The sequence below is a fragment of the Bacillus cereus group sp. BfR-BA-01331 genome, from assembly GCF_022663915.1.
Taxonomy (GTDB): Bacteria; Bacillota; Bacilli; order Bacillales; family Bacillaceae_G; genus Bacillus_A; species Bacillus_A mycoides.
The window spans coordinates 1-15,055 of record NZ_JAKUGJ010000016.1; the positions used below are offsets into that span (position 1 = coordinate 1).

Below are 15,055 nucleotides of genomic sequence, written 5' to 3' on the forward strand. Positions count from 1 at the left end.
GCCCTGTTAATACTGTTGTAATCATTTTGTATTGCCCTCCTTTTGTTTGATTACTTGTATCATAAAACAAGTATCTGAAGTTGATATGTAGTCCATCTAGAGTGTATGTAAATTTAGAAAATCTCTAATAAAATGTTTATGTTGTAACGTTACCACCAAAACTAGTGCTTCCAACACCATGATTTGAAGAGACAGTAACCCATATTCTAGCTTGAATTCCCTCTACAGTTCTATATTGAGTAAAACCAGTTGATTCCTATAATATAAAAAGAGCACCACTTTTGGATGCTCTTCATTATAACTATATATTATTTAATTTCCTTGTTTTGTTGGTACCATTTTTCCTTCTTGAGAGTCTGTACCTTCTGTTCTTTCAACAGTTTTTGCATGCTCTGGTTTTTCATGGGCTCCCATTTCAAATCCAGGTTGAGAATCTGTACCTTCTTTTGTTGGTACCATTTTTCCTTCTTGAGAACCTGTACCTTCTGTTCTTTCAACAGTTTTTGCTTCTCCTTTAGGAGTTGCTGGCACTGCATCTTTAGGTAAATCAAAGTTTTGTGAGAAAGACGTTGTTCCATCTGCACTCTGTGTAATTACTTGATTTGAACTATTTTCATTTGACTTTAAATTGTCCATTTTCGCATCATCTGCACCTACTGCACCTCCCGCTACCAATCCTGTGCTTAAAAGTGCTCCTGCTAATAACGTTTTAATCATTTTTCATTACCTCCTGTTTATTTGTAATATTCATCAAAAAAGTATCTAAAGTTAATGTTTTAGTCATTATCTTTATCTACTTGCTTTTTGATTACATTTAGCATAAGACAAGAATCTATAGTTGATATGGACTGTATCTGGAGATTATGTAAAGAAAAATGGATGATCAATTGTATATCCTAATGGATGCTTAGACAAGATTGAAACTTTATATGAGTTTGAACAATTGAGTTCCCCTTTGTTTTTGAGTGTGAGGTTTTTAGCTGGAGTGGAGTGAGGGACTAACCTTTTCTAATTTGAAAGCAAACTTTTTATTATTAGTTTACATTCAAAACACTGTAAATAAAGATGTTAAAAATCCATGAACAAAAAACCACATCTCATTGATGTCCACCCCCTCAGAAATAAAGAACAGATTGAAGATATGAAATGGGTTCTCAAACGTCATTATTCTGAACGAGACTATATTCTCTCCCTTATTGGGATCCATACAGGATTCAGTGTCAGCGATTTACTCCAAATTCAAACAGAACCATAGTAAAGTTAAAACGGAAAAAGAGAAAAGAATTCAAAATCAAAGAGGGGGAAACGAAGAAAGAACGCATGATTAATCTTACTTCTATTTTTGATGAAGTCTATTCGTATACCAAACTCTAGAAAATACCTGGTTATTCCCATCCCGAAAAAGAGATCCATCCATTAGTAAGATCCAGGCTTATCGGCAATTACAAAAAGCCGGAGATTTTGCCGATATAGAATCCATCTGGACTCACACCTGCGGAAAACCTTCGGCTATTGGTTTTATAAACAAACATAAGAAACGTTCAATTAAAAGTTCGTTTTTTTCATGTAAAAAAACATTAGTAATTGGAATAGAACCATTATATTTTTTCAAAAAATCTATAAAATCAGTTGGTAATTTTATCTCACAATATTCCTCAAATGATTCAATTAATTCATCATTTGGTGATTGAAGTTTACTACCATTTTTAATCTTCATTTTGAATTTCATTCCAATATTCAGGAAAAAAACGAAGATTTCGCTTGTTTTGGAAGACCCCTACTTTTAACTTCTGCAACATATACTCCTACAGAATTTGGTTTCCTAATAATGTGAACTATCTCTCCACCCATCATCATATCTAAATACCTTTAGATTCTTTTGCAATGACTATTGCTGATAATTATCTAGGAAAAAAGACTTTAAAACCTGAGATAATGGGAGAAATATGAAATAATAGATAGAGCTGACTTCTTATAGAAGTCAGCTCTATCTATTATTTCAATTCTTTATTTTTTCCTTTTTTAAATTCTTTTTGTTTATCTAGCCAAATATGAATTAAATCTACTAATTCAATCGTTTCTATCTCACAAAAATCTCCCTTACCATCTTCAGCCAAATTGTCTAGGACAGTAGTTGTATCTTTCCGAATTTCTAAACCGCAAATGTTTCCATTTACTACTACGTAATTTTCTTTCCCATTTAAAACACTATGTATTTCTTCTAAAATCCAATCTCCAAACGCAGAAACTTCAACGCCTAAAAAAGTCTCAATAAGTTTAATTTCTTGAGGAAGCCTCATAACTAGTTTTCCATTGGTAAGTACTTCAAAGCTATATGGATATTTCATTACTATTGTACTCCTTTATACTAAAGATAAAATTTATTCCGATGGGAAAGCAGAGATAATTTTCCCATTCCCATCTATATACATGCTAATCCTTATACCCTCTGAACCTATTCCAGAATATGTGTTACCAAATTCATACGTTCTATTATTATATGCTTCATTTATATTATCTACAATCTTTTGTGGGCTCCAATCTTTAGGGAAAAATGTGGAAAATCCTCTATTTCCAGTTTTAGGGGTTCCATTTACTTCTACCCTAGCTTTATAGATGCCTTGATCATTTAATATCTCTTCTGTTCCGCTAATTATTTTTCCAGGTGTATTCTCCAATACTTCAGTATGATAACCCATTGCGTCACCACGCCAATTTATTTCACCCTCTAGGATATGTTTGAGTGTATTTAGTCTAAATTTTTCTGTATGTTGTAAATTAGATATAATTTCCCTATTAGAAAGTGAAGATGTATGATTTTCATCAACAAAATTACTCCCACCGGAATCACTTTCACCCCTAGCAAACTGATAGGTCGACAGCTTTTCTTCAGCTTTTTTAAAATCAGGCGTATCAGATCTAAATCGCAAACTATTTCCACCTGCAAAAGCAAAGCGATCCCCCAATTGTAAATTACTTGTAATATGCGAAAAAGTTTGCGGAATCTCGTTTTTTGCTAGTTTGGTCACTTTACCCGCTTGACCTAATTTACTTGCTTTACTTAATCCTTTATCACCAATAAGTCCTAATCCAACTTGTGTTAAAGCATAACTTCCCCATTTAGCACGACTTTCAGCATCTCCATTTATTACATCATTAATAAATGAATCTGACAATACATTATACATCGTACTGAGGGTATCAATAGGATGCAACGCAGCATTCCCCATGTTTTCCCACGTTTCCCATTTACCAAGTGCCTTAAATCCTTCTATAGTATCTTCAACCGCTTCCCCCGCGCCTTCTACAATACCGTCCCGAATTTTTTTGAAAGTAGATTTTTCAGGTAGCTTACCACACATTGCGCCTTCTTCACTTGAACTACTTTTCAGAAGATTTTCAGACTGACGTGCCCTCTCTTCTCCAATAGCTTGAATAGAAGTTGTCCACTCCATATTCAACCCTTGCGTACTAAATGTACCACTTGCAGGACTAAAGCCTTTTCCACTTTGAACTTCTGCCAAACCCGTGGCAATGCTAGCGGCTAGTTGGAGTGCCGTATCATAATTACTACTAGAATTATAATTAAATTCATATAGATGTTCTAATTTTTCTTTCAGTTTTTGCCTCATAACAATAAAAAGATTTACCATGGCATCCATACCCGGCATTGGCATAGCTTGATTGACAGCTTCCATACTTGTTTTCATTCGGTCAATTTCTCGAATTTGTTCTAACACTTCTTGTTCAATAACATCAGTTGAAGCTACCTGTGATTGAAATTGACTTGGAAAGGCATTATTCTGACGGATTAGTTCTTCACATAAGTAAATAATTCCTTGCGCTAGAGGACGAAAAGTTTGTACAAAAAATGATTTTGCACTGCTATACGTTTGCCCTTGTAACACAGTATCAATTGCAAAAGCATCAATCGACTGAATCGCTTGTTCCATACCTTGAATGGTCGCCGTACATACAGCATTCATGCTTTGAGTTTGGCCTTGTACTTCTCCTAAATACATATTTAAACTCATGCATTGACCTCCCTCGCTAATTGTTGTTGTTGATAGGAAAGGTCGTTTTCTAAATCACTAAGGTTTCGTCTTTCTTTAAGCAACGTTTCTTTTTGGTTTTCCAATTCAAATGTGACTTTTCGTTCAATATGTTGTGCCTCTTGATATGTATTCATAAAAAACTGAGACATTTCTCTATCACCATGCCAAGTTCCTAAAATTCGATCAAACAAACGATGGTTTCGACCTCTCCATTCATAAAAATCTGCTTCCGCTTGCTCCTGAATCTGAATTGCGGATTGATTTCGGTCTTGTTCTTCAAATACACTTCTTAACTTTTGATTTACTTGATTAATTTGTTTTTCAATATCTTGACTCATCATATTCCTCCTACTATTTTACTTTACGTAGGTTGTCACATTAGCGAAAAGTGTTGTGAAGTTCGTTATCCATTCTCTCAAACTCTTGGGCTACTGAATGAATATTATCCACCGCTTGTTGAAAGGCAGTGGAAAATTGTTTCGTAAAATCTAACATTTGTTGATTCGCTTCTTGTGCTTTGGAATTAACAGATAGTGTTGTACGCGTTGCCTTTGTTATAGAACGACTGGTTGCACTTTGGATTATATCCGAAGCTGTTCTCATCTGCGTAGCAATTTGTTGTGCCTTTTGAAAATTACTTTGAAATTGTCCCATCACTCAAATCCTTTCTCTAATTTTCAGAACATGCCAAAGAAATCCCAATAAATATATGAAATTTCTCTATCAATATCACTCTTTTTAAACGTGTGTCCAGCTAAGCTGGGCACGCAATCAAATGAGCCATACATTATAAGCTGTATGGCTCATTTGAAATGCTTGTTATATAGAGTAAAACAATTTTTATTTCAAACCGAAATTACGTGATAATTCTTCATCATGAGAAGCAACAGCCTCTGCAGTTTTATTCAGCTGCATATTAATTTCTTGCAATAGCTGTGCAAAGCTTTGTACTTTTGGCTTTAATTCATTGAACTGTTGATCAAAACCTTCGAAAGCACGACCTTCCCATTCTCCTCTTAATTCATTTTGTAAGTTTTGTAATTGACGTAAAATATCCTCAATTTGATTTGCACCTTGTCCATATCGAGTCGCTTTTGATTTAAGCTCCTCTGGTGACATACGAATTTGTCCAGCCATTTTCATTTCCCCTTTAATACATAATAAGTAAAATATATTTTGGTTAATTTTACTAAAAATATTATAATGTATTATTTTGAACTTTTAAACGTTTTATCTTTCTATTGAATATTAGAATATTATCAATTCTAATCATTAAATATTCTACTTCTTCTCGCTTTAATTGTTTCTAAAATATAGAAAAGAATCCCTAGATCAAATATCCTTTCAGCGTTAGAGATATTATTTCCGAATGTAATAATAGGTGCATTTAATCCAAATCTTTCATTCCATAGCAGCAAATGTTTCGTCGATGTGAGAAAGAGCATACACAGCGCCCTCAACACTATCTATTGGATGTAAAATTGTGTTTAATATTCCTTTAGGTTCATCTAACACCGCTTCATTTTTCCCTTTTTTGTAGTTATGATATTGCCCGATAATAGGAGTATTTTCTATCTGGCGAATAAATTTTTCGTACAACTGATCCATCGCTTCTACGTTATTTTCAACAGTATCTTTAAGTTTATCAAACAACGTTTCTTCTATGTTCTTCGTTTACCTGAACTCGATTTTCTTTATCTAAAAAGCATAATTCATTAATATACAATTTAAAAACCTCTACTTATATGTAGAGGTTTTTGTATGACGAAAAAACACGTAGTTCCATTGTTATTTTACAAACCCCAAATTCTTCCTCATCTTAAAGTGGAACAAATTTATTACTTAGAGTGTCTAATAAGTGTATTTCTAACATTAGTTGTCCAGATTGGATACAACATATCCCGTTTGACATCTATTTTTATGTATTACAAAAAAAAGAAAGGACTTATTATTCCCAAAAGTAAAAATATGTATTGTAATACTACGGTTAAGTATTACAAGTTTAATACTTTCACAGGTGAATCATTACAAGTGGAAACAAAAAAGAAACAGCCCAAACCGTGACTTATCAATCATATAAACGTTTTGGATGTCCTTTAACCTGTGAAATTTTAGCTGCAGTAGTATTGTTACCCTATGCCATCTTTAATTGCATTGGTATTTAGAATACCTAGACAAAATCCATATATTCTTGAAAGAGGTTGAAAATTTATGTTCGTTTTAAACAAGTTCTTTAACATTTTACATTACAAAAAGATTGTGCCTGTAGTATTACTTTCATGTGTATCACTTATAGGCTGTTCCAATAGTAACACTCAATCTGAACCACCTAAGCAAACGAATCAAGCTAATCAAATTAAACAAGAAAATACAGGTAATCAATCTTTCGCTAAACTTGAAAAAGAATATGATGCTAAGCTTGGTATTTATGCACTGGACACAGGTACAAATCAAACTGTTGCTTATCATTCAGATGATCGTTTTGCATTTGCATCTACATCTAAATCATTAGCTGTGGGCGCTCTTTTACGCAAGAACTCATTAGAAGCTCTTGATCAAAGGATTACGTATACTCATGAAGATCTTTCTAATTATAATCCAATTACTGAAAAGCATGTTGATACAGGAATGACGTTAAAAGAACTTGCAGATGCTTCTGTTCGATATAGTGACAGCACAGCACATAATTTGATTCTTAAACAGTTAGGGGGGCCCTCTGAATTTGAAAAAATCTTGAGAGAAATGGGAGATACTGTTACTACTTCAGAACGATTTGAACCTGAATTAAATGAAGTGCATCCAGGAGAAACACACGATACCAGTACACCAGAAGCGATAGCTAAGACACTTCAATCATTTACATTAGGAACTGCACTTCCAATAGAAAAACGTGAACTATTAGTAGATTGGATGAAGAGAAATACAACTGGAGATAAATTGATTCGTGCGGGCGTACCAAAAGGCTGGGAAGTAGCTGATAAAACAGGCGCTGGATCTTACGGAACAAGAAATGATATCGCAATTATTTGGCCACCAAATAAAAAGCCGATTGTTCTTGCTATACTTTCTAATCATGATAAAGAAGATGCTAAATACGATGATAAACTTATTGCAGACGCAACCAAAGTCGTGTTAAATACCTTAAAAGCTACGGAATAAATGATAATAGGTTAAAAGTTTTCTATTTTAGGCGGGTGTTTTTCATCAACTAAAAATTTAATAGTGTCCCAAAAACGAAATTTGCTGCTAACTTGTAATAAAAAGCTCATTTTTATTGTTTGGGGATAAATCGTTCTTTAAGCTTGATGGCGATTTGGTGCTATCCCTAAAACATCTAGACTTTAATAGCCAACTAAAAAATGCAAACAAAAAGACCTTTAATCAGTCGTTTTGTTTGCATTTCCTTTTTCTAAAACTACAGAAAAGATAAGTACTATAGTTAACACCATAATAAACCTTACTTCACTTCCATCACTTACAAAAAATGAATACAAAGTATAAATTAAAACTAATATTCCATAAATAACTTTGTGCAATGAACTTCCCCCTTTTTGCCGTATATATTTTAGTGTAAAAATTTAATTCAAGCCCTATATCAAAGTGAAAATAAAAAGCACCTGTGATATACACAAAGTGCTTTTCTCTTGTCAATTTATCTATTTTCACTATATTTATCTATTTTCTTTTTATAACTCAAATTTCTTCGAATCGTACTTTTCTAGAGTTTGCTGCAATTCATTTTGTTCATATGGAATATGTTTATCTGTCTGTACATCTTCAACATTTTCTCCACCTGTTAATAATCTCCTGTACTTAAAAGAGTGCCCTGTTAATACTGTTGTAATCATTTTGTATTGCCCTCCTTTTGTTTGATTACTTGTATCATAAAACAAGTATCTGAAGTTGATATGTAGTCTATCTAGAGTGTATGTAAATTTAAAAAATCTCTAATAAAATGTTTATGTTGTAACGTTACCACCAAAACTAGTGCTTCCAACACCATGATTTGAAGAGACAGTAACCCCTATTCTAGCCTCAATTCCTCCTATAGTTCTATATTGAGTAAAACTAGTTAATCCCTACAATATAAAAAGAGCACCCCTTTTGGATGCTCTTCGTTATAACTATATATTATTTAATTTCCTTCTTTTGTTGGTACCATTTTTCCTTCTTGAGAGTCTGTACCTTCTGTTCTTTCAACAGTTTTTGCATGTTCTGGTTTTTCAGGGGCTCCCATTTCAAATCCAGATTGAGAATCTGTACCTTCTTTTGCTGGTACCATTTTTCCTTCTTGAGAACCTGTACCTTCTGTTCTTTCAACAGTTTTTGCATGTTCTGGTTTTTCAGGGGCTCCCATTTCAAATCCAGGTTGAGAATCTGTACCTTCTTTTGTTGGTACCATTTTTCCTTCTTGAGAACCTGTACCTTCTGTTCTTTCAACAGTTTTCACATCCCCTTTAGGAGTTGCTGGCACTGCATCTTTAGGTAAATCAAAGTTTTGTGAGAAAGACGTTGTTCCATCTGCACTTTGTGTAATTACTTGATTTGAACTATCTTCATTTGACTTTAAATTGTCCATTTTCGCATCATCTGCACCTACTGCACCTCCCGCTACCAATCCTGTACTTAAAAGTGCTCCTGCTAATAATGTTTTAATCATTTTTCATTACCTCCTGTTTATTTGTAATATTCATCAAAAAAGTATCTAGAGTTAATGCTTTAGTCATTATCTTTATCTACTTGCTTTTTGATTACATTTAGCATAAGACAAGAATCTATAGTTGATATGGACTGTATCTGGAGATTATGTAAAGAAAAATAGATGATCAATTGTATATCCTAATGGATGCTTAGACAAGATTGAAACTTTATATGAGTTTGAACAATTGAGTTCCCCTTTGTTTTTGGGTGTGAGGTTTTTAACTGGAGTGAAGTGAGGGACTAACCTTTTCTAATATGAAAGCAAACTTTTTATTATTACATTCAAAACACTGTAAATAAAGATGTTAAAAATCCGTGAACAAAAAACAACATCTCATTGATGTCCACCCCATCAGAGGTATGGAAGGGAATTAAATATAATCCTCCCCTGTCTTTATGCATTAAGATAGAAAAAATTATAAATATAGACTTAAATATTTTTTTGAAAGGATATTGTTTAACAAACATAAAAAAGAGCTAAGGCTGTATGAGAACCTTAGCTCTTTTTTATGTTTATTGTTTATTATATAAATTATTTAACGCTACAAGCCATACCAGCTATCATATTACCAACTGAAATACCACCAGGTTCCCCCAATGCTTTTCCTCAAATCTAAAACAAATGACAAGCCACCTCATGCCCCTTCGCAATCTCAACCATCTTCGGTACTTCTTGCGCGCATTTTTCAGTAGCGAATTTGCAGCGCGTTCTGAATTTGCAGCCGGATGGTGAGTTTAGTGGGCTTGGTACTTCTCCCTCTAGGATGATCCGTTCTTTGCCTGTGTTTGTTGGATCTGGTTCTGGCATGGATGAGAGTAGTGCTTGTGTGTATGGATGTGCCGGTTTTGTGTATAGGTCTTCGCTGTCGGCAATTTCTACTATGTTTCCTAAGTACATGACTCCGATTCGGTCTGATATGTGTCTTACCATGGATAGGTCATGTGCGATGAATAAGTATGTGACGCCTGTTTCTTCTTGAATGTCTTGCAGCATGTTTACGACTTGTGCTTGGACTGAGACGTCTAGTGCTGAGATTGGTTCGTCACATAGGATGAAGTCCGGTTTTACAGATAGTGCGCGTGCGATGCTAATGCGCTGTCTTTGGCCTCCGCTAAATTCGTGCGGGTAGCGATATAGGTGTTCTTCTTTTAGTCCTACTTTTTTGAGCAGGTCTAGAATGATTTCTTTTCTTTCTTCGGCTGTGTAAGAGCCATGAATGTTCATCGGTTCGCTAATAATTTGGAATACGTTCATTGTCGGGTTTAATGATGCGTATGGGTCTTGGAAAATGATTTGCATTCGTTTTCGATATTCTTTTAGTTCACTTTCTTTTAGATCTGCGATATCTTTTCCATCGAATAGGATGTTACCTGACGTTACGTCGTGTAAACGAATGATGCTTCTTCCTGTCGTTGATTTTCCGCAGCCTGATTCTCCTACTAATCCGAATGTTTCACCCTTTTTAATTGTGAAGCTTAGGTCATCGACTGCTTTTAATTGCTCTGTTTTTCTGCCGAATAGTCCTTTTTTAATAGGAAAATACTTTTTTAAGTTCCGAACTTCAATTAAGTTTTCTTCATGCATGTGAATCACCTACCGCCCTATCGTTTAGCCAGCACATAGAGCGTCTTCCGTTTCCGATTTCAAAATATGGTGGACGTTCTTTTTCACAAATGTCCATTTTATGCGGGCAACGCTCTGCGAATGGGCATCCTTTCGGCGGATGTAGTAAGTTTGGCGTTACACCTTGAATTGGAGCTAGTCTTTCTTTTACGCCGTTCGATATTTTTGGCAGAGAGTTTAATAGCCCTTTCGTATATGGATGGTTCGGCGATTGGAATATATCAAGTACATGTCCTTCTTCCATAATAAGTCCGCCGTACATAACGATGACGCGTGTACAGTTTTGCGCAACAATTCCAAGATCATGTGTAATAAGAAGTAACGACATATTCGTTTCGTTTTTTAAGTTTTTCATTAAATCTAGTATTTGCGCTTGTATCGTTACGTCAAGCGCTGTCGTCGGTTCGTCCGCAATGAGAAGGTCTGGGTTACAAGACATCGCCATTGCAATCATAACCCGCTGTTTCATACCGCCGCTTAGTTCATGCGGATATTGTTTTACCCTTTCTTCCGGTGAAGAAAGACCGACTTGTTTTAGTAAGTTGACCGCGATATTCTGTGCTTCTTTCTTTTTCACTTTTTGATGCCGAACAATTACTTCCGTCATTTGCTTTCCAATTTTCACAACTGGATTTAGTGCCGACATTGGATCTTGGGAGATAAGTGAAATTTGATTTCCTCTAATAGAGCGTAATTCTTTCTCCGATTTAGAAAGCACGTTTTCATTTTGAAAAAGAATCTCTCCTTCTTTCACTTTCCCCGGGGGCGTAACGAGGGCCATAACGGATTTCGCCATAACGCTCTTTCCGCTTCCCGATTCGCCAACAATCCCAACGACTTCACCCTTTTTCAAACTAAATGAAACGCCGCGAACCGCTTCTACTTCGCCGTCTTCTATGAAAAAAGAAGTCTTTAAGTTTTTTACTTCTAATAGTTTTTCAGACACGCTTTTCACTCCCCCTCACTTAAAGCATTAGTTCTCATGATGAGCCCCTTTTGGTGCGAAAGCTTTTTTCAACGCTTCACCGATTACGTTAAAGCTTAGTACAGTTAATAGAATAAGGAACCCTGGGAAGAGTGTTAAATACCAAGCTTCACCTATGTATCCTTGCGCATTGTTTAGCATGCTGCCCCAAGAAGAATTTGGTTCTCTAATACCTAATCCTAAGAAGCTAAGTGATGATTCCATTAAAATCGATGTCGCAATTGTTAATGTCGCTGCGATTATAATGGTCGATAAAATGTTCGGAATGATGTGTCTTACAATAATCATCAATGATTTTTGTCCAGATACTTTTGCATATAAAACGTACTCACGCTCTTTCACAGATAACGTTTCTGCCCTTACGATACGTGCGGTATCCATCCACGTTAATAATCCGATGATAAGAACAAGCGTTGTAATTCCTGGTTTTAAATACGCATTTAATAACAGCATTAAGAAGAATGATGGAATCGACATAAGAACTTCAACAATTCGCATTAAGAAGTTGTCTAACTTTCCGCCAAAATATCCGCTAATTGTTCCTACTGCGGTCCCGATTGTAATGGAAACAACCATCGCTAGAAAACCAACAGCAAGGGAAACTCGTCCGCCATATAACGCTCTCGTTAAGTAATCCCTTCCGTAATCATCCGTTCCGAAAGGATGACTTAAACTCGGTTCTTGTAAACGATCTGGAATCGACATTTTACTAGGATCGTACGGTGATACGAATGCGAAAAGAGACGCGATTGTTAAAACACCCAGTATAATAACTCCCATTACTACAAACTTATTTTTTGTAAAACTATTTTTTATCGTTTGAAATCTCCTATTGTTCATTCCAAATCACCCCCTCATTCGAATGCGTGGATCTACTACGCCATATAAAATATCAGCAATTAAATTACCGAGAATTAACATGAACGATGATAATAATGTGATTGCCATAATAATTGGATAATCAAATCTAAAAATAGCATTCACCCCGAGTGAACCAAGTCCCGGCCATGAGAATACTGTTTCCGTAATGAACGCTCCGCCTACTAAACTTGGAATGGATAATCCGAAAATTGTAATGATCGGTATTAATACGTTTCGAAGTACGTGATTAAATAAAACTGTTTTCTGTGAAGCACCGTACGCATATTGAATTTGTACGTAATCTTCCTCTAATTGCTGAATTGTACTTGAGCGAATATATCTCATATAGACAGAGATGTTTTGGAACGCTAGCACCATGCAAGGTAAAATACCGTGCTGGACAATATCCCAGAAGGAATCTTGACCGACTGTGCGCATACCCATACTCGGAAGCATATTCAACTTTAAAGAGAATAAGTAGATTAATAGTAACGCGAACCAAAAGACAGGCATTGAGATTCCCACATAGGAGATAAAGTTCACAATGCGGTCAAAGAACGAGTTCTTTTTCACACCTGTAAATAATCCAAGCGGTATTGCGATTACAAATGAGACGAGTAAAGATGATCCCATTAACCCGATTGTTGCGGGTAATCTTTCTGTAATAAGTTCTAAAACAGGACGATGGTTTTGAAGTGAGTATCCAAAATTCCCTGTTAAAATATTTTTTAACCATAAAAAATATTGCACGTAAATCGGCTGATCTAGTCCTAAACTTTTGCGAATACGCTCGACATCAATCGGACTCATATTCGGCGTTACAAAGTTTCGAACGGGATCGCCCGGCGCTAATTTTATTAATAGAAAAGAAATAATAGAAATAACAAATAAAAGCGGAATCGCATTTAAAAGCCTCTTTGCAATTACTTTATACACAAACTTCCCCCCTCAAGATAAAGTGAAACTTTAATCAGTGGGAGGTGTTTATCCCCCACTGATTATTAGTTGAACCAATCGGGCATTTACGGGCAGTTGATCTCCCACCTCACTTCTTTGCTTCAGTTGAATTTTGAGGTGAGAGTCTTACTGCCCGTTAATGCGGGATAAAGTGAAACTTTAATCAGTGGGGGTTTTGTCCATCCCCACTGATTATTAGCCCGTTAAAGCGGGATAAAGAAGCTGATTTCCACCAGCTTCTTTACAGTTTCTTATTTCACTTCATAAATTTTCGATAGATCTTCAAACATTGTGACAGGAATTGCTTTTGCTTCTTTCAATCCATCAAACTTTTTATCTACTGCAATAACTGCTTTCGGATATGCGATTGGAAGATAAGGTAAGTCTTCTCTAGCTGTATCTTGGATTTTGTGGTATAGCTCTGCGCGTTTTGTTTTATCTGTTTCAACCGCAGCTTCTTCCCATAACTTATCGAAGTCAGCATTTTTATAACGTGCATAATTGTATTCTGCATTACTTAAGAATAAGCTCTTATATGAATCAGGCTCTGGTCCCATTATGTAACCACCAAATGTAATGTCATATTCTTTATTCTCTTTATCTAAGCCTTTTTCACTTGCTGCACTAGCATCTAATGCATTCAGTTCAACTTGTAAGCCAACTTCTTGTAATTTTTGCTGTGTATAAAGTGCTAGACTTTCCATGATTTTATTATTCGTTACATACATAACGCGGATTTTTTCTTTATCTTTCACACCAGCTTTTGCTAATAAATCTTTCGCTTCTTTTTGATCATACTTATACTCTTTAATATCTTTCGCATAATACATAGCGTCTGGCGTTAAGATTGAATTTGCCGGTTCTGCAAATTGACTAGAAACGAATGCTGAGTTAATCATTTCTTTCTTATCTAATGCATGCGCAATTGCTTGGCGCACTTCTTTTTTCTTCATAAGGTCTGTATTAAAGTTATAAGCTAAGTAGAATAATCTACCTTCAGGGAATGTGACCATTGAGAAGTTCCCTGTGCTATCTAATTTCTTAAAGTCTTGCGGCTCAATCATCTTCATATTAATTTGACCATTTTGAAGTGAAACGTTTGCCGTATTACGGTCTTTTACAACGCGGTACACGACAGAATCTAATTTTGCTTTACCAGCAAAATAATCATCGAATCGCTCTAGCGCAACATATTCATCTGATTTAAACTCTTTTAACTTAAATGGACCTGATCCTACAGGTTGTAGGTTTTTCTTACTCTTCACTAAATCTGCTTCACCTTCAAATACATGTTTCGGAATTGGGAAGAAATCGTTCATAACCCCTTCGAAAGATGCACTTACTTGTGGTAATACAAATTGAGTCGTTAGCTCATCCACTTTTTTCACCTCAAGCGGCTTTCCTTTAAAAATAAAATTTTCACGGCTTGAACTATTTTGCTTCTCATCTAGAATAGATTTGAATGTAAATACAATATCATCTGATGTAATTTTCTTACCATCATGCCATTTCAAATTATCCTTTAATTTTAAAGTCCATGTTAATTGATCCTCTGAAGGCGTAAAGCTCTCAGCAAGAACAAATTTTTTCTTACCGTCTTCCATATGATACAGCGGTGCATATAAAGCTTGCTGTATCGTGAGCGAGACACGATCATTCGCATAAAGCGGGTTCATCGTATCTGGATTATCACTAACACCAACTGTTAACGTTCCTCCATCTTTCGGAGTCCCTGATTTACTAGTTCCTGCTTGCTTCGAAGAATCTTTCTCCCCTGAGCAAGCCGCTAATGCAATAAGTAATAGTAGGACAAATGGTAATGCAAACAACTTCTTCATATTTCGACCCCTCTCGACTATTTACACCTATAAG

15 protein-coding genes and 3 pseudogenes are annotated in these 15,055 nt (G+C 35.4%); 2 read left to right on the forward strand and 16 right to left on the reverse strand.

Translation table 11 applies throughout. The features are described from left to right. Nucleotides 1-312 precede the first annotated feature (312 nt). A complete protein-coding gene (locus MR155_RS22345) occupies nt 313-717 on the reverse strand; it encodes an alpha-ketoglutarate permease (RefSeq protein ID WP_098633290.1) in 405 nt (134 codons plus the stop codon). 361 nt (nt 718-1,078) lie between these two features. Here MR155_RS22345 and MR155_RS22350 point away from each other — a divergent pair. Beyond that, a pseudogene (locus MR155_RS22350) lies at nt 1,079-1,531 on the forward strand (tyrosine-type recombinase/integrase); the annotation flags it as partial. A gap of 51 nt (nt 1,532-1,582) precedes the next feature. On the opposite strand, the pseudogene MR155_RS22355 reads toward MR155_RS22350, so the two are convergent. From MR155_RS22355 to MR155_RS22385, 7 genes and pseudogenes are all read right to left on the reverse strand, one after another. Continuing rightward, nucleotides 1,583-1,729: pseudogene (locus MR155_RS22355) on the reverse strand (SMI1/KNR4 family protein); the annotation flags it as partial. A 265-nt stretch (nt 1,730-1,994) separates the two neighbouring features. Further along, nucleotides 1,995-2,348: a type II toxin-antitoxin system toxin gene (locus MR155_RS22360; RefSeq protein WP_000877044.1), complete on the reverse strand. Its 354-nt coding sequence runs from the start codon at nt 2,346-2,348 to the stop codon at nt 1,995-1,997. A 33-nt stretch (nt 2,349-2,381) separates the two neighbouring features. Beyond that, the gene (locus MR155_RS22365; protein ID WP_242311118.1) at nt 2,382-4,034 is read right to left on the reverse strand and encodes an EndoU domain-containing protein; all 1,653 of its coding nucleotides are present in this window, start codon (nt 4,032-4,034) and stop codon (nt 2,382-2,384) included. Beyond that, entirely contained in the window at nt 4,031-4,393 is a 363-nt protein-coding gene (locus MR155_RS22370) for a DUF3958 family protein (RefSeq protein WP_242311119.1), read from the reverse strand. Before MR155_RS22370 ends, MR155_RS22365 begins: the two co-directional genes overlap by 4 nt. 40 nt (nt 4,394-4,433) lie before the next feature. Then, on the reverse strand, nt 4,434-4,709 hold the full coding sequence (locus MR155_RS22375) for a TIGR04197 family type VII secretion effector (protein ID WP_242311120.1): 276 nt from the start codon (nt 4,707-4,709) through the stop codon (nt 4,434-4,436). Nucleotides 4,710-4,895: 186 nt separating this feature from the next. Beyond that, the gene (locus MR155_RS22380; RefSeq protein ID WP_002125598.1) at nt 4,896-5,192 is read right to left on the reverse strand and encodes a WXG100 family type VII secretion target; all 297 of its coding nucleotides are present in this window, start codon (nt 5,190-5,192) and stop codon (nt 4,896-4,898) included. Between the two features lie 267 nt (nt 5,193-5,459). Further along, nucleotides 5,460-5,729, reverse strand: a pseudogene (locus tag MR155_RS22385) (hypothetical protein); the annotation flags it as partial. Nucleotides 5,730-6,266: 537 nt separating this feature from the next. On the opposite strand from MR155_RS22385, the gene blaIII reads away from it, so the two are divergent. Continuing rightward, complete coding sequence (gene blaIII, locus MR155_RS22390) at nt 6,267-7,214, forward strand: class A beta-lactamase BlaIII (protein ID WP_002016516.1); 948 nt, start codon at nt 6,267-6,269, stop codon at nt 7,212-7,214. Nucleotides 7,215-7,432: 218 nt separating this feature from the next. Here the strand turns inward: blaIII and MR155_RS22395 are convergent, their stop codons facing one another. From MR155_RS22395 to MR155_RS22430, 8 genes are all read right to left on the reverse strand, one after another. Continuing rightward, nucleotides 7,433-7,591, reverse strand: coding sequence for a hypothetical protein (locus MR155_RS22395; RefSeq protein ID WP_240380624.1), 159 nt, complete (start codon nt 7,589-7,591; stop codon nt 7,433-7,435). A 150-nt stretch (nt 7,592-7,741) separates the two neighbouring features. Further along, entirely contained in the window at nt 7,742-7,903 is a 162-nt protein-coding gene (locus tag MR155_RS22400; protein ID WP_002150223.1) for a hypothetical protein, read from the reverse strand. A gap of 287 nt (nt 7,904-8,190) precedes the next feature. Continuing rightward, a complete protein-coding gene (locus tag MR155_RS22405; protein WP_242311122.1) occupies nt 8,191-8,715 on the reverse strand; it encodes a hypothetical protein in 525 nt (174 codons plus the stop codon). A gap of 654 nt (nt 8,716-9,369) precedes the next feature. After that, entirely contained in the window at nt 9,370-10,341 is a 972-nt protein-coding gene (locus tag MR155_RS22410) for an ABC transporter ATP-binding protein (protein ID WP_016119685.1), read from the reverse strand. Then, nucleotides 10,334-11,326, reverse strand: coding sequence for an ABC transporter ATP-binding protein (locus MR155_RS22415; protein ID WP_241875430.1), 993 nt, complete (start codon nt 11,324-11,326; stop codon nt 10,334-10,336). Before MR155_RS22415 ends, MR155_RS22410 begins: the two co-directional genes overlap by 8 nt. A gap of 27 nt (nt 11,327-11,353) precedes the next feature. Further along, nucleotides 11,354-12,205 (reverse strand): ABC transporter permease, encoded by an 852-nt coding sequence (locus tag MR155_RS22420; RefSeq protein ID WP_242311123.1) that lies wholly within the window; start codon nt 12,203-12,205, stop codon nt 11,354-11,356. Nucleotides 12,206-12,211: 6 nt separating this feature from the next. Further along, complete coding sequence (locus tag MR155_RS22425; RefSeq protein WP_002035186.1) at nt 12,212-13,162, reverse strand: ABC transporter permease; 951 nt, start codon at nt 13,160-13,162, stop codon at nt 12,212-12,214. 272 nt (nt 13,163-13,434) lie between these two features. Continuing rightward, nucleotides 13,435-15,021, reverse strand: coding sequence for an ABC transporter substrate-binding protein (locus MR155_RS22430; protein ID WP_002193307.1), 1,587 nt, complete (start codon nt 15,019-15,021; stop codon nt 13,435-13,437). Nucleotides 15,022-15,055: the final 34 nt, after the last annotated feature.